Origin of the sequence: Thauera mechernichensis (assembly GCF_029588855.1) — a bacterium.
Lineage (GTDB): Bacteria > Pseudomonadota > Gammaproteobacteria > Burkholderiales > Rhodocyclaceae > Thauera > Thauera mechernichensis.
The window spans coordinates 103027-122710 of the sequence record NZ_JARQZE010000006.1 but is presented as its reverse complement, the minus strand read 5'-3'; the positions used below and the strand labels follow the sequence as shown (position 1 = coordinate 122710).

Below are 19684 nucleotides of genomic sequence, written 5' to 3'. Positions count from 1 at the left end.
GGATTGCCCGTCCGCATCGGTACGAGCCGCTGCGGATGTTTCACGTGAAACGTCCCGATGGAAATCGAGTTCCTCTTCCTGGCCCTGGGGCTTGCCGCATTGTTCGCCGGATTCGTGGATTCCGTCGTGGGTGGCGGCGGGCTGATTCAGCTGCCTGCGCTGTTCACGGCGCTGCCCAACGCGGCGCCGGCAACCCTGTTCGGCACCAACAAACTTGCCAGCATCGTCGGTACGACAAGCGCTGCGATCCAGTACGGGCGCCGCGTGAGCATACCCTGGCGGGTCGCGCTGCCTGGCGCTGCCGCCGCGTTGGTCGGGTCATGGTACGGCGCCAAGGCGGTTGCCTACCTGGATCCGGCGATCCTGCGCCCGCTCATCCTCGTGCTGCTCGTCGCCGTAGCCGCCTATACCTTCATCCGCAAGGATCTTGGTGCGGTCTCGGCGGAGCCTGCTCATGGTGCCCGTTCGGCGCTGCTTGCGGCGACGATTGGCGCTGTGATCGGCTTCTACGACGGCTTCTTTGGCCCTGGAACGGGGAGCTTTCTGATCTTTCTGTTCATCCGCTTCCTGGGCATGGATTTTCTGCGGGCATCCGTTACCGCAAAGATTCTCAATGTCGCCACCAATGCAGCGGCGATCTCCTTCTTCGTGGGGAATGTCGAGCTGCTGTGGAAACTGGCCGCAGTGATGGCGGTGTGCAACCTTGCGGGGGCCTTGCTTGGGTCGCGTATGGCCCTGAAGCACGGCGTCGCATTCGTGAGGAAGATGTTCCTGGCCGTGGTCACGGTGCTGATCGCACGCCTGGCCTACGACACCTTCCTGCGCTGAGCCGCGCTGTGTTTCACGTGGAACATGCGTGCCCCCTGAGCCTGCCAGGGGCGGGGTCGGCGAGGGCACGCCAGAGCGCTGGGAATATTTGCAAAAATATTACCTTAGCCCCGCATGATAAAATCCTCAGCTTCAGTCACCTGTACAACAAGACCGAGGACATGAACGGACTGCATCTCATCGCTGACATCTACCGCTGCAGATCTTCTGCTGGATTGCTGACCGAACGCGCCGAGCTTGAGGCCTTGTGCGTGGAAGGCTGCCGTAATGCGGGTCTGACACCGCTGGGCGCCTACTTCTATCAGTTTCTGGACGAGCAGGGCGACGCTGCCGGGGTGACCGGTACCGTCGTGCTCGCGGAGTCGCACCTTGCCATCCATACCTGGCCGGAAACTGGCGATGTGACACTCGACGTTTACGTGTGCAATTTTTCGCGTGACAACAGCGGTCGCGCTCGTCAGGTGTTCGCTGCCGTGATCGATGCGCTCGCGCCTGAGGAAATCGTCAGCCACGAGGTGGTCCGCGGTCGTCTCGAGCAGGGTGTCACCTCGTGAGCGTGCATGTGGAAGGGTGGCCGCCGGAGCTCATTCCTGAGTTTCTGTGCGACGACGCCGGCTATTTTCTGAAGGCAGGCCGGCTGCTCGAGCGAGGCCATTCGGAATGGCAGTCCTACGAAGTCTGGGACACGCCCCGGTTTGGGCGCCTGTTCCGCCTCGATGGCTGCTTCATGACTTCGGAGCGCGATGAGTTCTACTACCACGAGAACCTAATCCATGTGCCGGGGCTCGCTCACGCGGGCTTGCGTCGAGCCCTCGTCATCGGTGGCGGGGACGGCGGCTCGGCAGAAGAATTGCTCAAGTACCCGTCGATCGAGAAGGTTGTGATTGCCGAACTCGACGCCAAGGTGATCGACATCTCCCGTCGCCATCTCCAGGCCGTTCACCACGGCGCCCTGGACGATCCGCGTGTCGATATCCGTATTGGCGACGGCATGAAGTACGTGCTCGAGGACGCGCCTGCAGCCGGCGATCGCTACGACATCGTGGTGCTCGATCTGACGGATCCGGTCGGTCCTGCCGAGGCGCTCTATTCCGAGGCCTTCTTCCGCGCCTGTCGTGAGCTGCTCACGCCCGGCGGTGCCCTGAGCTTGCATATCGGCACGCCGGTCTTCCAGCCGGAGCGGGTGCGCCTGTTGATCGAGCGTCTGCGTGCCGTGTTTGCCTGCGTGCGCCCCTATTTCCTGTACATTCCGCTTTACGGCAGCCTGTGGGGCCTGGCCTGTGCCTCCGATACCCTCGATCCGCTGAGCTTGAGCGAGGAAGAGGTCGAGCGCGTGATTGCCACGCGCGGCATCAGGCGGCTCCAGCATCTGAACGGGGCTGTCTATCGGGCCCAGTTTGCCCTGCCCAATCACCTGCGCGCCTTGCTGGCCTGAGCCATGGGGCGCGTGTCCCGCGTCCACTCCCGTATTCCAGATCGTGACCTCTCCGTCCGGAAACCAGCGCCCTTCGCGCTCCTCCGCGCCGGGCGCGCGCAATCGCAGATCGCCTCAAGACGCTTCCGCCGCCGTTCGGACCACCCTTGCCGATGACAGCCTTGCCATGGCCTTGGCGCGTGCAGCCGAGCTTGTTGGCGCAGTGCTTGGTGGCGGCAACCTTACCGAAGCGTTCGAGCACATGCTTGCCACCCATCCGGGGTGGCCGGATGCAACCCGGGGGGCGGTGCGCGACCTGGCCTGGTCCACGCTGCGTGATTTTCGTCGTAGCGGCGTCGTGCTCGATCGTCTCCTGCACACGCCGCCTGCGCCGGCCATCCATGGCCTGCTGCTGGTTGCGCTCACACGTCTGCGCCAGCGGCCCGAACAGGCGCACACCGTCGTGGATCAGGCGGTCCAGGCCGCACTCGAGTTGATGCCCGGGCTCAAGAACATGGTCAACGGCGTGTTGCGCAACGCCCTCCGTCAGCGTGATCAGTGGGCGGCCTGGACCGAGGCCGACGAGGAGGCCCGGCTCGGCTTTCCGCGCTGGTGGATCGCCCGCCTGCGTGCCTCGGCCGGTGAGGGTTGGGAGGCGGCGCTTGCAGCCGGCAACCAGCGTCCGCCCATGGCCATCCGTGTGAATACGCGCAGGACGACGATCGACGCTGCGCTGGCAGGGCTCGAGGGCGCCGGGCTGGTCGTACGCCGGCTCGATAACGATGCGCTGCTGCTCGATCGCCCCGTGCCCGTAGGCCGCCTGCCCGGGTTCTCCGACGGCCTGCTTTCGGTGCAGGATGCGGGCGCACAGTGGGCGGCACGGCTGCTTGCGCCGCTTGCGGGCGAGCGGGTGCTGGATGCCTGCGCGGCCCCCGGCGGAAAGACGGCGCATCTGCTGGAGTGCGCTGACGTCGAGCTGCTCGCGCTCGAGCTCGACTCGCTGCGTGCCCAGCGTGTCGACAGCAATCTGGCGCGGCTGGGCCTGACTGCCCGCGTACAGGTTGCCGATTGCCGGCGTGTCGAGCGCTGGTGGGATGGACGCCCCTTCGATCGTATCCTGGCCGATGTGCCGTGCTCCGCGTCCGGCGTTGCGCGCAGGCATCCCGACATCAAGTGGCTGCGCCGGGAGACCGACATCGCGCAGTTCGCGGCACAGCAAGCGGAGATCCTCGATGCGCTTTGGCAGACGCTGGCCCCGGGTGGCACAATGCTCTACGTCACCTGCTCGGTTTTCGATGAAGAGAACGCCGGGCAGATCGCCCGTTTCTGCGCCCTGCATGCCGATGCCGAACGTGTCCCGGTTTGCGGGGAGCCCGACCTGAAGCTGTTGCCCAATGCCGAACATGACGGCTTCTACTACGCGCTCCTTCGCAAGCAGGCCTGAACGCCTGCTGCGTACGATCGTATTTACCCTGCTTAGCGTCATCGTCGTGTTCGCGCATGCGGACTCGAGCGAGATCCGCAACGCAGAGATCGTGCGTGGCGATTCGGGCTATGTCCTCAATGCCGATATCGACATCGAGCTCAACCCTCGACTCGTCGATGCCGTTTCGCGTGGCGTGTCGCTGTACTTCACCACTCAGCTGCTCATCGAGCGCCCGCGCTGGTACTGGCTCAATCAGGTCGTGGTCGATCGCAGTCTGGACTACCGGCTGCACTACCACGCCATTACGCGCAGCTACCGGTTGTCGATCGGCAGCTTCCACCAGAGCTTCGACAGCCTCGAGGCGGCGGTGATGACCATGCAGCGTGTGCGCAACTGGCAGGTCGCCGACTTCGACACCCTCGAGGCGGGGCAGTCTCACCAAGCCTCACTGCGTTTTCGACTCGACACCAGCCAGCTGCCCAAGCCCTTCCAGGTGACCGCGATCGGCAGCCGTGACTGGAGCCTGGGCACCGACTGGTTGCGCTGGACCTTCCTGCCCGGAGCGCCGGGGTTCCAATGAAGCGCGCCTATCTCGTCATCGTTGCCGCCCTTGCCGGAATCTCCTTGTTCCTGCTGGCCTCGGCGAGCGCGAATACGGAGCTCTTTGCAGGCAGCTATCCGTTCCTGCTTGCGCTCAACGGCGCGGTGGTCGTTGCGATGGCTGCCCTCGTTGGCATTCAGCTGCGCCAGCTGTGGCGCGAGTACCGCCGCCGGGAGTTCGGCTCGCGGCTCAAGATGCGCCTGGTGCTGATGTTCGCGCTCATGGGCGTGGTGCCCGGCGTGCTCGTGTATGGCGTATCCTTGCAGTTCGTCGTACGCAGCATCGAGTCGTGGTTCGACGTACGCGTGGATTCGGCGCTGGAGGGTGGCATTGCGCTGGGCCAGAGCGCCTTCGACTACCTCGTCAGCCAGGTGCGCGACAAGGCTGACGACATGGTCCTCGAACTCGAGGTTGCCAGCGCAGGAGCAGGGTCGGCCGCCTTGCTCAACCGCCTGCGCGAGCAGAGCGGCATCAGCAGCGCAACCATCATCAGCGCCAATGGCCAGGTGGTGGCGACGGCGGCCGACCAGAGTCATGGCCTCATCCCAGACCTGCCGTCGGTCGCCGAACTGCGCCAGGCTCGCCAGTCGCGCCATTTCCAGAGTGTCGACAGTCGCCCCGACGGACGTCTGGTGATTCGCGTCGTCACCCCCATCCCGCTGCGCACGCTGGCGGGCGAGCCCAATCTGCTGATGCTCCTTCAACCGGTGCCGGAGTCATTCGGGCGCAGCGCCGAGGCTGTCCAGGAGGCCTATCGTGACTATCAGCAGCTCACCCTCGGGCGCAGCGGGCTCAAGCGCATCTACACCATCACGCTCAGCCTCACGCTGCTGCTCGCGCTGCTGACCGCACTCGCGGTCGCCTTCTTCATCGCCCGCCGGCTGGCGGCGCCTCTGCTCATCCTGGCCGAGGGCACACAGGCGGTGGCACAAGGCGACTTCAGCCCGCGCCAGGCCCTGCCTGCCAACGACGAACTGGGCGTGCTGACGCAGTCCTTCAACCGCATGACGCGGCAACTGCAGGACGCACGCGGCGCGGCCGAGCGCAGCCGTGCCGAGGTCGAAGCCGCCCGCGCTTACCTCGAGAGCGTGCTGGCCCACCTGTCCACCGGTGTGCTTGCCTTCTCGGTGGACGGCCAGCTGCGTGCGGCCAACCATGGTGCGCTGCAGATCCTGGCCGACGACCTTGCCGGGTTCGAGGATCTCGCGCTTGAGGACTGGCCTCGCCTCGACCTCTTCCGTGACACCTTGGTCGAGGGCTTCGCCAACAACGAGGGCGACTGGCAGACCCAGATAGACCTGCCGGTGAAGGACAGCTCGCCGCTCAGCCTGCTGATCCACGGCTCGCGTCTGCCTGCGGTCGGCGGCGGCGGGTTGGTCGTCGTCTTCGACGACATCTCCAGCCTGGTTGCGGCGCAACGTACCGCCGCTTGGGCCGAGGTGGCGCGCCGACTCGCGCATGAGATCAAGAACCCGCTGACGCCGATCCAGCTCTCCGCCGAGCGCCTTGCCTTCAAGCTGGCGGACCGCCTGGACGACAGCGGGCGAGAGATGCTCGAGCGCGCAACGACGACCATCGTCAACCAGGTCGAGGCGATGAAGAACCTGGTCAATGCCTTCCGCGACTATGCACGCCTGCCTGCGCCGAAGCTGGCGGCGGTCGATCTGAATGCGCTGATCCGGGAGGTGCTGCACCTGTACGAAAGCTCCGCCGTGCGTGTGCGCACCGAACTCGCCACCGGTCTGCCGCCGGTCATGGGTGACAGCACCCAGCTAAGGCAGGTGATCCACAATATGCTGCAGAATGCGCAGGACGCGGTGACGGGCGTTGATGATGGCGAGGTGCGTGTGCTGACGCGCCGTGACGGCGAACGGGTTGTGCTGCTGTTCCGTGACAGCGGGCCCGGCTTTCCGGCTGAAGTGCTCGCCCGCGCCTTCGAGCCCTACTTCACGACCAAGTCGCGTGGCACCGGACTGGGTCTGGCGATCGTGAAGAAGATCGTCGATGAGCATGGCGGCGACGTGCGCCTGAGCAACCTCGAGGGCGGCGGTGCAGAGGTCCGCATCCGCTTGCGCCTGGCTGAAAACAAACAAGCTTGACGAAGACAATGGCAAAGATACTCATCGTTGACGACGAAATCGGAATCCGCGAACTGCTCTCCGAAATCCTGCGCGACGAAGGCCACGACATCCTGCTCGCCGAGAATGCCGCCGCTGCGCGTGCGGCGCGCAATGCGTTGCGGCCCGACATGGTGCTGCTGGACATCTGGATGCCGGACACCGATGGCATCACCCTGCTCAAGGAGTGGGCGGCCAACGGCCAGCTCAACATGCCGGTGGTGATGATGTCCGGCCATGGCACGATCGATACGGCGGTCGAGGCGACACGTATCGGTGCGATCGACTACCTCGAAAAGCCGATCGCACTGCAGAAGCTGCTTGCTGCGGTCAAGCGTGGGCTGCAACGGCCGCAAGCCCCGGGGGCGCCCGCTCCCTTGACCCTGTCGGCGTTCACGCGCTCGGTGCCGCTGCGCGAGCTCAAGCGCCGGGTCGAGCAGATATCCGGTAGTTCGCGCGTGCTGTTGCTGCGCGTCGGCAGCGGCAGCCTTGCCGAACTCGTTGCCCGCAGCGTGCAGCCGGGCAATGCCCCCTGGCTGGACCTGGGCGCTGTCAGCGCGCCGCTCGACCTGAGCCAGCTGCAGGCTACCCAGGGCGGCGTCCTGTTCGTGTCCGAGCTTGCCCGTCTGTCGCGTGCGCAGCAGAAGAATCTCGCCTTTGCCCTCGACCGCCTCGAGCGCTATGACTTGCGCCTCGTGGTCGCCACCGAGCGCAATCTGGAAGGGCTTGTCGCCGAAGGTTGGGAGGAGGGCTTGCTGAGCCGCTTGTTCGAGGTCAGCCTGGCACCGCCCTCGCTGGCCGAGGTGCGCGACGACCTGCCGGAGCTGGCCAGCCAGCTGCTGCTGCACCTGATCGAGGGCGGCGATGTGCCCTTGCGGCGCTTGTCCACGGCAGCCCTGAACCAGCTGCGCAATCTGCCCTGGCCAGGGGGATATGCCGAGTTGCGCGCCGCGGTGAAGTCGCTCGCGCTCGGTACGCTGGAGGAGGAGATCGGCGCGGGCGAGGTCCGCCGCCTGCTTCCGCCCGATCTCTCCACCGGTGGCTGCGGGGTACCGCTCGACCAGCCCTTGCGCGAGGCGCGCGAAGCATTCGAGCGTCTCTACTTCGAGCACCACCTGCGCCTCGAGGGGGGCAACATGACGCGGCTTGCCGAAAAGACCGGGCTCGAGCGCACGCACCTCTACCGCAAGTTGAAGCAGCTCGGCTTGCAGGCTGGGCGGCGCCACGAAGAGGGCTGAGTAGCCGGTATCGCTATTATTGCTGCAGTGCAACAAAATCTTGGACCCTGCGCCGCGGGCGGCGTAGAATCCACAGCCTACATTCGTGTGCGGAAGTCAGCGTGAAGATCATCATTCTCGGCGCCGGCCAGGTCGGTGCGTCGGTCGCCGAAAACCTGGTGTCGGAAGCGAACGACATCACGCTCGTCGACACCAGCGAGGAGTACCTGGCTGCGCTGCGCGAACGGCTCGAAGTCCGTACCGTGTGCGGCAACGCGGCATCGCCGCGCGTGCTGCGCGAGGCCGGGGCGGACGACGCCGACCTGTTGATCGCGGTGACCCAGTCCGACCAGACCAACCTGTGCGCCTGCCGTATCGCCAAGACGCTGTACAACCTGCCGACCCGCATCGCACGCCTGCGCTCGACCGACTACGTCGACCATCCCGAACTGCTCGAGGACCACAATTTCGCGGTCGACTTCTCGATCTGCCCCGAGCAGGTGGTCACTGACTACATCAAGCGCCTCATCGCTTTTCCGGAAGCGCTGCAGGTGCTCGAGTTCGCCAACGGGGTGGTGAGCCTGATCTGCGTGCGCGCCTTCGAGGGCGGGCCGCTGGTGGGGCATCCGCTCAAGGCGCTGCGTTTTCACCTGCCCAACGTAGAGGTGCGCATCGCCGCCATCTACCGTAATGGCGAGCCCATCATCCCCAAGGGCGATACCGTGATCCTGCCCGGTGACGAGGTCTTCTGCCTGGCCGCGACCGTGCACATCCGCAAGGTCATGGGCGAACTGCGGCGTTCGGACCGGCCGATGCGGCGCATCATGATCGCGGGCGGCGGCAACATCGGTTTCCGTCTGGCGCAGTCCATCGAGGAGAACTACCACGTCAAGATCCTCGAACTGAACCGGGTTCGTGCAGAGATGCTGGCCTCGCACCTGTCCCACGCCCTGGTGCTGCGCGGCGATTCGACTGACGAGAAGCTGCTCGAGAACGAGGGCATCGACGAGACCGACCTGTTCGTCGCGCTGACCAACGACGAGGAAGACAACATCATGTCGGCCTCGCTCGCCAAGCGCATGGGCGCGCGCCGCACGCTGGCGCTGATCAACCGCAAGAGCTATGTCGACCTCGTGCAGGGCGGGCCGATCGACATCGCCATCTCGCCGGCCCACACCTCGATCGGTACCTTGCTGGCGCATGTGCGCAGGGGCGATGTCGTGGCCGTGCATAGCCTGCGCCGCGGTGCTGCCGAGGCGCTCGAGATCATCGCCCACGGCAACCGCAAGGATTCCAAGGTCGTCGGCCGCATGATCGAGGAAGTCCCCCTTCCAAAGGGGGCGACCATCGGCGCGCTCGTGCGTGACGTGAAGAACGACGAAGGGCGCATCCTGCGCAGCGAGGTCATCATGCCCCACCACGACACGGTGATCGAAGAAAATGACCACGTCATTGTCTTCTGTACCAGCAAGAACCTCGTGCGCAAGGTCGAGAAGCTGTTCCAGGTCAGCTTCACCTTCCTGTGACCCAGGGAACCGCCTGAATGCGCGCTTACCACCCCGCGCTCAATGCGCTCGGCCTGATCATCATGATCTTCGGCCTGCTCATGGGCTTTCCGCTCACCGTGTCCGCGGTGCTGGAGGATGGCGCCACCCTGGCCTACGACCAGGGCATTTTCGTCACCTTCGTCTCGGGCCTGCTGCTGTGGGCTGCCACGCGCTCGCGGCGCCGCGACCTGCGCGTGCATGACGGCTTCCTGCTCGTAGCCGCGAGCTGGGTGGTGCTGCCGGTGTTCGGTGCCCTGCCGCTGGTTGCCTACATCCCCGAACTGCGCTTCACCGACGGTTACTTCGAGGCGGTGTCCGGGCTCACCGCAACCGGCGCGACCGTGCTCAGCGGCATCGACGATCTACCCATCTCGATCAACCTGTGGCGTACCTTCATGCACTGGATCGGCGGCATGGGCGTCATCGTGCTGGTGGTGGCCATCCTGCCGCTGCTCGGCATCGGTGGCCGCCAGCTCTACAAGGCCGAAGTGCCTACACCGATGAAGGACGCCAGCCTGACGCCGCGCATCGCCGAGACCGCGAAGGGCCTGTGGATCACCTACGTGCTGCTCACCGTCGCCTGCGGCTTCGCGCTGTGGTGGGCGGGGCTGGAGGGCTGGGACGCGGTGATCCATGCTTTTTCGATTGCGGGCCTGGGCGGTTTCTCGAGCAAGGACGCCTCGATCGGCCACTTCGCCAACCTCAACGTCGAACTCGTCACCATCGTCTTCGCTCTCCTTGCCGGTCTCAACTACGCCACCCACTACCTGGCCCTGGTGCGGCGGACCTACAAGCCCTATCTGCGCGACCCCGAGATTCCCTTCTACTTCGCCGTGCTCGCCGGCAGCATCGTGCTCCTCACCGTGTACCTGATGCAGCATGGTGCGCACGACGATGCAGCCACCGCGCTACGCTATGTCGCCTTCCACGTCGTGTCGATTTCCACCTCGCTCGGCCTGGCGACCTACGACTACACGCTGTGGCCGATGTTCGCCCAGATCTGGATCCTGTTCCTGGGCAGCTTCATCGCCTGCTCGGGCTCGACCGGCGGCGGCATCAAGATGATGCGCGCGATGATCCTCTACAAGCAGGTGTTCCGCGAGATCGTGCGCTCGCTGCATCCGCAGGCGGTGCGTCCGGTCCGCCTCGGTACCAAGCCCGTACCCGAGACCATCCTGCACGCGGTGCTTGGTTTCAGCTTCATGTACATGGTGTCGATCGTCAGCCTGACGCTGATCCTGTCGGCGACCGGTCTCGAACTCATCACCGCCTTCTCCGCGGTGGTGGCCTGCCTCAACAACACCGGCCCTGGCCTTGGTCTGGTGGGCCCGGCGTCCAATTACCAGGGGCTCGAGGACATCCACAAGTGGGTGCTGTCGTTCACCATGATCCTCGGCCGCCTGGAGATCTTCACCTTCCTCGTCGTGCTCACGCCCACCTTCTGGCGGCGCTGAGCCTGCGCCAGGAGCGCCCCGGCTGCACCTGGATTGACGCTCGACAAGCCCCGAGCGGCGCGGGAAAGGCGATAATCACGCCTTCAGCCCCCTTCAGCCAGATTGCCAGCCTCAAAGGACTCGCCGTGAGCCACCTGAAGAACGACACCTTCCTGCGCGCCCTGCTGCGCCAACCCACCGAATACACGCCCGTCTGGCTCATGCGCCAGGCTGGCCGCTATCTGCCCGAGTACTGCGAAACCCGCCGCCGTGCAGGCAACTTCCTGAACCTGTGCAAGAGCCCGGCGATGGCGTGCGAGGTCACCCTGCAGCCGCTGGCGCGCTACGACCTCGACGCCGCCATCCTGTTCTCCGACATCCTCACCGTACCGGATGCCATGGGTCTGGGCCTGTACTTCGCCGAAGGCGAGGGGCCGCGCTTCGAGCGTCCGCTCAAGGACGAGTGGGAGATCCGCAACCTGACTGCGCCCGATCCCCATGTCGAGCTGCAGTACGTGATGGATGCGGTGAGCGAGATCCGCCGCGCGCTCGACGGTAGCGTGCCGCTGATCGGCTTTTCCGGCAGTCCGTGGACGCTGGCCTGCTACATGGTCGAAGGCGGCTCGTCCGACGACTACCGCAAGGTCAAGAGCATGGCCTACAGCCGCCCCGACCTGATGCACCACATCCTGGAGGTGACCGCGCAGGCGGTGGTCAAGTATCTCAACGCCCAGATCGAGGCGGGCGCACAGGCGGTGATGGTGTTCGATTCCTGGGGCGGGGTGCTGTCCGAAGCCGCGTACAAGGAGTTCTCGCTGCGTTACCTGGAGCAGGTCGTCTCCGGACTCATCCGCGAGCGTGACGGCCAGCGTGTGCCCAGCATCGTGTTCACCAAGGGCGGTGGCCTGTGGCTGGAATCGATCGCTGCCATTGGCAGCGACGCGGTGGGTCTCGACTGGACCATGGACATCGGCCGTGCCCGCCGCCTGGTCGGCGACAAGGTCGCGCTCCAGGGCAACCTCGACCCCAACGTGCTGTTCGCGCCCGCCGACGCCGTAGCTGCGGAAACCCGACGCATCCTCGATGCCTACGGCAACCACCCTGGCCATGTCTTCAACCTCGGGCATGGCATTTCGCAATACACCCCGCCCGAGAGCGTCAGCGTGCTGGTCGACACCGTGCATGCCTACAGCCGCGAACTGCGCGCACGCGGCTGAAAGCCGTCATGGGCGGCGACTTGGGTCGTCCAGGTCGCCGCCTGTCAAGCACAATATTGCGTGCAAAGTGCTTGACTTATGCACATCCGCCGGTTCCAGCTTCGCTCTTTGGCGCAGAAACAGCTGCTTGTGACTGCATTCAATAAGTTGTTGAAAATTAACGAGTAAATAATCGCGCAATGTTAAGGCATTGTGACGAAAAGCCTTATGTGGCGCAGGTTTGGGGCTGATTCACCCAGGTTCCCCACAAACTTATCCACAGCTTTTGTGGACAAGCCCAAAGGGTCATTCTGGCCCAGAGACTTGACCTTCGTTTTCTCCATCCGGTCTCATCAAGGTGCTGCAAGCACCTGACACAAAAGCCTTTTTACAAGGTCATCCATCATCCCATGACCATTGTCCGCGTTGCCTTGCCCGTTCCGCTGCCGCAAGTCTTTGATTACGCTGCGGCAGATGCCACTGAAGCGGACGTCGGGCGGTGTGTGAAGGTGCCCTTCGGGCGCGGCGATCGCAACGGTTTGATCGTCGCCCTCGGCAACACGGCCGATGTCGAACCAGCACGCATCAAGACCGTGCATCACATCCAGCGCGAGGTACCGGCACTGCCGGCAGACTGGTTGGCGTTGGTCGATTTCGTTGCACGCTACTATCACGCGCCCCTGGGCGAGGTGGTTGCACTGGCCTTGCCGCCTGGCCTGCGTCGCGCCGACGGTGTGAGCGACGCCGACGAGGACCCCCTGCTCGAGATCGGCGAGGCCGGCCGGCGTGCGCTTGCCGACGCCCGGCGGCCGAGCAAGGCGCTCATGCTGCTGCAGGCGCTCGCTGCCGAACCTGGGCCATGGCGGCGCAGCGTGATCCGTGCCATGGCTGGCGGCGAGGCGGTGGGCGATGTGCTGCGGCGTGGCTGGCTGACTGCAATACAGGATGAGGGCCGTGTTGCCGCGCTTGCCAGCGGCGCGCAACCCGAACTCACTGCCGAACAGGCGCGCGCGATCGAGGCCATCGTCGGCGGCGGGGCAGGCTTTCGGCCCTGGCTGCTGCATGGCGTCACCGGCAGTGGCAAGACCGAGGTGTACCTTAGGCTGGCCGCGCATGCGCTGGCACAAGGTCAGCAGGTGTTGATGCTGGTACCCGAGATCGCGCTGACGCCGCAGCTGGAGCAGCGCGTCGCGCAGCGCTTTGCCGCCGCCAACGTCGTCAGCCTGCACTCCGCGCTTGCCGACGGCGCGCGCTCGCGCGGATTCGTTCAGGCGCTCACCGGCCGCGCCGACATCGTCCTCGGCACCCGACTGGCAGTGTTCGCACCGCTGCCGCGGCTGGGCCTAATCCTGGTCGACGAGGAGCACGATGCGTCCTACAAGCAGCAGGAGGGGGTGCGCTATTCGGCGCGAGACGTCGCCGTGTGGCGCGCGCGCCAGCGCGGCGTGCCGATCGTGCTGGGGTCGGCCACGCCCTCGCTCGAGACCTGGTACCACGCGCGCAGCGAGCGCTATGCGTTGCAGACCCTGAGCCAGCGCGCGGTAGCGGCGACCTTGCCGGCCGTGCACTGCATCGACACGCGGCGTCTGAAGCTCGACGAAGGCCTCAGCCCGGGCCTGCAGGCTGCGATCGGCCAACGCCTGGAGCGTGGCGAGCAAAGCCTGGTGTTCCTCAATCGCCGTGGTTATGCACCGGTGCTGTCGTGCCCGTCTTGCGGCTGGGTGAGCCGCTGTCCGCACTGCTCGGCCAACCTTGTGGTCCATCTTGCCGATCGCCGCCTGCGCTGCCACCACTGTGGCTGCGACGGATCGATCCCGCACGCCTGTCCGAGCTGCGGCAACCAGGACATCCAGCCTTTCGGTCGCGGCACGCAGCGCATCGAGGCGCGCCTTGCCGAACGCTTTCCTCAGGCGCGCGTGCTGCGCGTCGACCGTGATGCCGCACGCACGCGCGCGCAGTGGGAAAAGCTGCTCGATACCATTGCTGCGGGCGAGGCCGACATCCTCGTCGGCACCCAGATGATGGCCAAGGGACACGACTTTCCACGCCTGACTCTGGTCGGCGTGATCGGCGCCGACGCGTCGCTGCATGCGGCCGATTTCCGCGCCCCGGAGCGCTTGTTCCAGCAGCTCATGCAGGTGGGCGGGCGCGCCGGCCGTGGCACTCTGCCCGGAACGGTGCTCATCCAGACCGAGTACCCGGGACACCCGCTCTACCAGCACCTTGGCCGCCATGATTTCGACGCCTTTGCCCGCATGGCGCTTCAGGAGCGGCGCAGTGCGGGCTTTCCGCCGTTTACCCACCAGGCCATGCTGCGCGCCGACGCGCCCGCGCTCGACGATGCCGTGGAGTTCCTGCGCCATGCGCGGCGCCTGGCCGAGGCGCTTGCGCCCGAGGGATTGCGCCTGTACGACCCGGTCCCGATGCGCATGACGCGGCTGGCCCGCCGCGAGCGCGCGCAGCTACTGGTCGAGGCCGACCAGCGCGGCCTGTTGCAGGCTTTTCTGCTGAGCTGGATCGAGATGCTCTACCGCCAGCGTACGGCGCGCGAACTGCGCTGGCAGATCGACGTCGACCCGCTCGAGGTCTGACCGCAACCGCGGCGCCGGGCTTGCGGTGGCTTCGGTCGTGCCCGGGCCCCGAGTGTCCAATTGTCGTCATGGCTCCCCATCGTGGGGCGTATTGCTTCATCATGAGCGGCGATGTCTACTGCGCCTCGGTGCGCCCAAGCTGCCCCGTGGGTCGCAGTGGGGCGACGATGCCTGCAAAAGGAGCGGGTCATGCACATGGGACGAACTTTTCCGCTGCACACTCATGTCCTTGCCCTTGCGCTCGGACTCGTCCTGCTGGTGGGGGGGCTGTTGGCCGTGATCGGCCAGCATCTGGCGCGCGACATGATGGCATCCGTCGCGCAGGACCTTTCGCTACGCATCAACCGTGAGGTTCGTGGCAATCTGCATCTGCTGCTGCGGCCCGCGGACATGGCGCTGCGTCTGCTGCAGGAGGATGAGCTTGCCGAGGCCGGGACGCTGGACGAGCGCCTGCGTCGCTTGCCGGCGATGCGTGCGGTACTGACGGGCTCGACGGCGCTGTCTTCGGTGTATGTCGGCTACGGTGATGGGCAGTTCTTCTTTGTTCGCCGCCTGGCGAGCGATGCCGAACGCGCGCGTTTCGCTGCGCCAGCCGATGCGGCTTTCCTGGTGCAGAGCATCGACCGCGACGGCGGCGTCATGCGCGGGCGCTACCTCTACTTTGACAAGGGGCTCGCATTGCTCGCCGAATCGGAGCGGCCCACGTACCCGCGCGACTTCGATCCACGCTACCGCGCCTGGTTCAGGCATGCGCCGCAGGCCGGCCAGTTGTCGGTCACGCCGCCTTATCTGTTCTTCTCGGATCGTGAGGTGGGTGTAACACTTGCCCGCAGGGTGGCGGGCAAGGACGTGGTGGTTGGCGCCGACATCCGGCTGCACACCCTGGGTGAGGACTTGATGCGGCAGCGGGTCACGCCCGGCACGCGCCTGGCGCTGGTCGATGAGCAAGGGCGTGTCATGGCTCAGGACGATACCAGCCTCATGGTCACACGGTCGGGCCCGGACGATGCGCCCGGCCTGCCCACTCTTGGAGACCTCGCGCACCCGGCCTTCGCGGGCCAGGACAAGCTCGTTGCTGCCGCCCTGGCCGCACCCGAGGGGCATCTGGTGCGCAGCTATGCCGCGGACGGCGAGAATTGGCTGCTCAGTGCAGCCGTGCTGCAGCTGGATGAGAGCGCCGCGCAGCTTATCGTCACCGCCATTCCCGAGCGCGAGCTGATGGCGCTCGCGCATCGGCAACGCGACGCCGCGCTGATGGTGACTGCGCTCGTGCTGTTGATTGCGGTACCGCTGACCTGGGCCCTGGCACGGCAGATAGCCCGTCCGCTGCGTGTCCTGGCAACCGAGGCCGAAGCCATCCGCCGCTTCAACTTCGGCCAGGTCGGGGTGCCGCGTTCGCGTATCCGCGAGGTGGCGGTACTGGGCGACACCATGGACGGGATGCGGCTCACCATTCGTCGCTTCCTGGAACTGAACACGGTGGTGGCGGGCGAGCCCGATTTCGACAGCTTGCTGCCACGCCTGCTCGGTGAGACCTTGTCGGCAACGCGTGCACAGGGCGGCGTGCTCTATCTCGCTGCGGACGGGCACCTCGCGCCGGCCGTGACTCTCGATGGCGAAGGCCGCCCCCTGCCGGAGACCGCGCCGTGGGCGGCGACGGACGCCGAGGCCGGGCAGCCTGGGCTGGCACGTGCGCAAGGGCGGTCGATGGTTGCGGCACGTGCGCTCGGCAGCGTCGGCCCGTTGATGACGGCGGCGCTCGCTGCCAGCGCGCCGCGCGCTGCCGCACTCACCACGCACGACCTGGAGGCGCTCGGCCTGCAGGCGCAGGCCACGGCGCTCGGGGTATCGCACGCAATAGCCGTGCCCTTGCTCAACCGCCAGGATGAACTGGTGGGGGCGATGCTGCTGCTGCTCGATGCACCCGCCGACGATGACCGGCTCGCCTTCATCGGTGCGCTGTCTGGGCTGGCTGCAGTGACGCTGGAGGCGAGGGCGCTGATCGCCGCCCAGAAAGCGCTGTTCGAGGCGCTGGTGCGGATGGTCGCGGGAGCCATTGACGCCAAGAGCCAGCACACGGGCGGCCACTGTGCGAGGGTGCCCGAGCTGGCGCGTCTCCTTGCTCAGGCCGCCTGCGATGCGCGCAGCGGCCCCTACGCTGGTTTCAGCCTCGATGAGGGAGGCTGGGAAACCTTGCGTATCGCCGCCTGGCTGCACGATTGCGGCAAGATCACCACGCCCGAGTATGTGGTCGAGAAGGCGACCAAGCTGCACGCACTCTATGACCGCATCCACGAGGTGCGCATGCGCTTCGAGGTGCTCAAGCGCGAGGCGGAGCTGCGCTGCCTGCAGGACATTCTTGCCGGCGCCGAGGCCGCCGAGCGGCGACGCCGTTGCGATGCGGAACTCGCCGTGCTCGACGAGGAGTTTGCCTTCGTCGCGCGCTGCAACCAGGGTGTCGAGGCGATGGCCGAGGCCGACGTCGCGCGCCTGCATCGCATCGCCGGGCGCGCCTGGACGAGAACGCTCGATGACCGTCTTGGCGTGTCGGGCGAAGAGCTGGCGCGCAAGCTTGCCGAGGGCGAGGTCGCCTTGCCATGCGCCGAACCGGTGCTCGCCGATCGCGCCGAGCACCGCGTCCCGCGTCGCCCCGAGGATCGCTTCGAGGAAGGCAACCCCTGGGGGTTCCGCATGCAAGCGCCGCACTGGCAGCTCGACCTCGGTGAGCTGCACAACCTCGGCGTGCGCTACGGCACGCTTACCGACGAGGAGCGCTACCTGATCAACGCCCACATCATCCGTACCGAGATCATGCTGCGCCAGCTACCCTGGCCGCGGCATCTGGTAGAGGTGCCCGAGGTGGCGGCCTCGCACCACGAGAAGATGGACGGGAGCGGTTACCCCAAGGGCCTGGATGGTACGCAGATGAGCCTGCCGGCGCGCATGATCGCGGTAGCCGACATCTTCGAGGCTCTGACCGCGCGTGACCGGCCCTACAAGGCGGGCAAGACCCTGTCCGAAGCGCTTGCCATCATGGCGCGCATGGCGCGCGAGGGCCATGTCGATCCTGGCCTGTTCGCGCTCTTCCTGCGCTCCGGAAGCCATCTTGTCTATGCACGCCGGTTCATGACCGAGGCGCAGATCGATGCCGTCGATATCGATGCGCTGCTTGCCGGCTTCCCTGCCACATGAGTTGCAGGCGCAGCCCGATCAGACCCGACGCGCGGCCGGCCATAACCAGGCTGCGCCGCGCACGCCGGAGGCATCGCCGTGGCGGGCCGGCAGCAGGCGGGTGGCGATGTGGTCCGAGAACACGTGCGGTATCCACAGCCGCGGGACGTTGTCGTACAGGCGTGCGATGCGGGACAGGCCGCCGCCGAGCACGATCACGTCCGGGTCGAGCAGGTTGATCACCCCGGCCAGCGCGCGCGCCAGGCGCGCCTCGAAGCGCGCCAGTGTCGCCGTGCAGGCCTCATCTCCCGCCTGGGCGTTGCGGGCGATGGCGGCCGCTTCCAATGTCTGGCCGTGGTGGCGCAGGTGGTCCGCCGCCATGCCGGGGCCCGACAGGTAGGTTTCGATGCAGCCGTGGCGACCGCAGTAACAGTCTGGCAGGGGCAGGTCGGTGGTCGTGGGCAGCGGCAGCGGGTTGTGCCCCCACTCACCGGCGACGGCGTTGGCGCCGACGAGCAGGCGACCATCGACCACGATGCCGCCCCCTACGCCGGTGCCCAGGATGGCGGCGAACACCGTGCCGGTGCCGGCCCCCGCACCGTCGGTCGCTTCCGACATCGCCAGGCAGTTGGCGTCGTTGGCGAGGCGGATCTCGCGCCCGAGCAGGGCCTGCAGGTCGTCCTGCAGCGGGCGGCCATTGAGGCAGGTCGAGTTGGCGTTGCGGATCAGGCCGCTAGGGCGCGAGGGCGAGCCGGGGGTGCCGATACCCACCGTGGCCGTGGCGCCCGTTGCGTTTTCGGCCTGGCGTACCAGGTCGGCGATGGCGTGCAGGGTCGCCGCATAGTCGCCCTGCGGGGTGGGGATGCGTTGGCGCCACAGGACCTGGCCATCGTCGGCAAGCGCGACGAGTTCGATCTTGGTGCCGCCGAGGTCTATGCCGATGCGGATCATGGCCTGCGTCCGGTTGCTCCGAGGGCAGGATTATCGCCAATTCCGCAGTCGTCAGCGGCGGCTGCGGCTTCGTGTTGCTCAGTCAGACCCGTCGCCGGCCGCAGACCCGTTGACCATTCATCCAGCGTTCAGGTGCAGGCGCATAATCTCGCTGCCTGATGATGCCGCCGTGCCCCTGCGACGGCAGTACCGACGTCCGCGATCCTTCCAGGAGCCCTCATGAATCCCGAGCAGACCCGTTCCCTCGTCGCCATCTGCCTGATGGCGGCCTTCGCAGATGGTCACCAGAGCGCCGACGAGCGCGAGCACGTGCGCAAGGTGGCCGAGTCGTTGAGCCGTGAGACACAGATCGACTTCATTGCGCTGTACCAGGACGTGCTGCTCGGGCGCGTCGTCCTGGAAGAGGCGGTTGCTGCACTCTCCGAGCCTGGCTTGCGCCAGCTTGCGTTCGAGCTCGCGCTTGGGGTGTGCGAGGCCGACGGTAGCCACGACGCGGACGAGCGCGCCTTCCTCGCGCGCCTGGCAGCGGCGCTGGGCCTGGAGGCTGCTGCTGCGCAGCAAAGTGTCGTGCAGGCGGAGGCGGTGGCCGATGCACCGCTCGAAGGTGTCCTGCCCGGCTACGATGTGGTCCCCAGCGCTACGCCAAGGGTTGCCGCGTCCGTGGTTCCGGATGCGGCCGAACTCGAGCGCATGACGCTCAACGCCGCCATCCTCAACGGCGCGCTCGAACTGCTGCCGCAGTCGATGGCCTCGATGGCGATCATCCCGTTGCAGATCCGCCTCGTGTATCGCATCGGCAAGGCGCATGGCTACGAGCTCGACCGTGGCCACATCCGCGATTTTCTCGCCACCCTCGGCGTGGGCATGACCGGGCAGTACGTCGAGCAGTTCGGCCGCAAGCTGCTCGGCGGTGTCCTTGGCAAGGTGTTTGGCGGCGCAGGCCGTGCCATCGGCAGCCAGGTCGCAGGCTCCGGCTTCTCCTTTGCCACCACCTGGGCCATTGGCAAGGTGGCGCAGCGCTATTACGGCAGCGGCCGGACCCTGGATGCGGAGATGCTCAAGCAGACCTTCGCCAGCCTCTACGACCAGGCCAGGGGGCTGCAGTCGAGTCATGCCCCTGCGATCGCCGAGCAGGCGCGCAGCATCGACCTCGGTCGCTTGATGGCCGAACTGCGTGCATAGGGGGAGGGCG

14 protein-coding genes are annotated in these 19684 nt (G+C 66.4%); 13 read left to right on the top strand and 1 reads right to left on the bottom strand.

Annotated elements, in window-relative coordinates:
- Positions 1-57: 57 nt before the first annotated feature.
- From P7F68_RS10880 to P7F68_RS10825, 12 genes are all read left to right on the top strand, one after another.
- Positions 58-828: a sulfite exporter TauE/SafE family protein gene (locus P7F68_RS10880; RefSeq protein ID WP_277833065.1), complete on the top strand. Its 771-nt coding sequence runs from the start codon at positions 58-60 to the stop codon at positions 826-828.
- Between the two features lie 161 nt (positions 829-989).
- Positions 990-1382, top strand: coding sequence for an S-adenosylmethionine decarboxylase family protein (locus tag P7F68_RS10875; protein WP_002926163.1), 393 nt, complete (start codon positions 990-992; stop codon positions 1380-1382).
- Positions 1379-2263, top strand: coding sequence for a polyamine aminopropyltransferase (speE, locus tag P7F68_RS10870; protein ID WP_277833062.1), 885 nt, complete (start codon positions 1379-1381; stop codon positions 2261-2263). The genes P7F68_RS10875 and speE overlap by 4 nt, the downstream gene beginning before the upstream one ends.
- 166 nt (positions 2264-2429) lie before the next feature.
- Positions 2430-3686 (top strand): 16S rRNA (cytosine(967)-C(5))-methyltransferase RsmB, encoded by a 1257-nt coding sequence (rsmB, locus tag P7F68_RS10865; RefSeq protein WP_277833060.1) that lies wholly within the window; start codon positions 2430-2432, stop codon positions 3684-3686.
- Positions 3637-4248 carry a DUF4390 domain-containing protein gene (locus tag P7F68_RS10860; protein WP_277833058.1) on the top strand — a complete coding sequence of 204 codons (612 nt, stop codon included), beginning with the start codon at positions 3637-3639 and terminating at the stop codon, positions 4246-4248. Before rsmB ends, P7F68_RS10860 begins: the two co-directional genes overlap by 50 nt.
- On the top strand, positions 4245-6368 hold the full coding sequence (locus P7F68_RS10855; RefSeq protein ID WP_002926159.1) for a sensor histidine kinase: 2124 nt from the start codon (positions 4245-4247) through the stop codon (positions 6366-6368). Before P7F68_RS10860 ends, P7F68_RS10855 begins: the two co-directional genes overlap by 4 nt.
- An 8-nt stretch (positions 6369-6376) precedes the next feature.
- A complete protein-coding gene (locus P7F68_RS10850; RefSeq protein ID WP_002926158.1) occupies positions 6377-7624 on the top strand; it encodes a sigma-54-dependent transcriptional regulator in 1248 nt (415 codons plus the stop codon).
- Positions 7625-7725: 101 nt separating this feature from the next.
- Positions 7726-9129: a Trk system potassium transporter TrkA gene (gene trkA / locus P7F68_RS10845; protein WP_002936047.1), complete on the top strand. Its 1404-nt coding sequence runs from the start codon at positions 7726-7728 to the stop codon at positions 9127-9129.
- Between the two features lie 17 nt (positions 9130-9146).
- Entirely contained in the window at positions 9147-10604 is a 1458-nt protein-coding gene (locus P7F68_RS10840) for a TrkH family potassium uptake protein (protein ID WP_002926156.1), read from the top strand.
- Positions 10605-10729: 125 nt separating this feature from the next.
- On the top strand, positions 10730-11800 hold the full coding sequence (gene hemE, locus P7F68_RS10835; protein ID WP_002936043.1) for a uroporphyrinogen decarboxylase: 1071 nt from the start codon (positions 10730-10732) through the stop codon (positions 11798-11800).
- 389 nt (positions 11801-12189) lie between these two features.
- The gene (locus tag P7F68_RS10830; RefSeq protein ID WP_037982219.1) at positions 12190-14370 is read left to right on the top strand and encodes a primosomal protein N'; all 2181 of its coding nucleotides are present in this window, start codon (positions 12190-12192) and stop codon (positions 14368-14370) included.
- Positions 14371-14559: 189 nt separating this feature from the next.
- Positions 14560-17562: an HD domain-containing phosphohydrolase gene (locus P7F68_RS10825; RefSeq protein ID WP_277833050.1), complete on the top strand. Its 3003-nt coding sequence runs from the start codon at positions 14560-14562 to the stop codon at positions 17560-17562.
- An 18-nt stretch (positions 17563-17580) separates the two neighbouring features.
- Here P7F68_RS10825 and P7F68_RS10820 read toward each other — a convergent pair whose 3' ends face one another.
- Positions 17581-18492 (bottom strand): ROK family protein, encoded by a 912-nt coding sequence (locus P7F68_RS10820; protein ID WP_277833048.1) that lies wholly within the window; start codon positions 18490-18492, stop codon positions 17581-17583.
- Between the two features lie 219 nt (positions 18493-18711).
- Between P7F68_RS10820 and P7F68_RS10815 the strand changes: the two genes are divergently transcribed.
- The gene (locus P7F68_RS10815) at positions 18712-19674 is read left to right on the top strand and encodes a YcjF family protein (RefSeq protein WP_002926146.1); all 963 of its coding nucleotides are present in this window, start codon (positions 18712-18714) and stop codon (positions 19672-19674) included.
- The last annotated feature ends 10 nt before the right edge of the window (positions 19675-19684 follow it).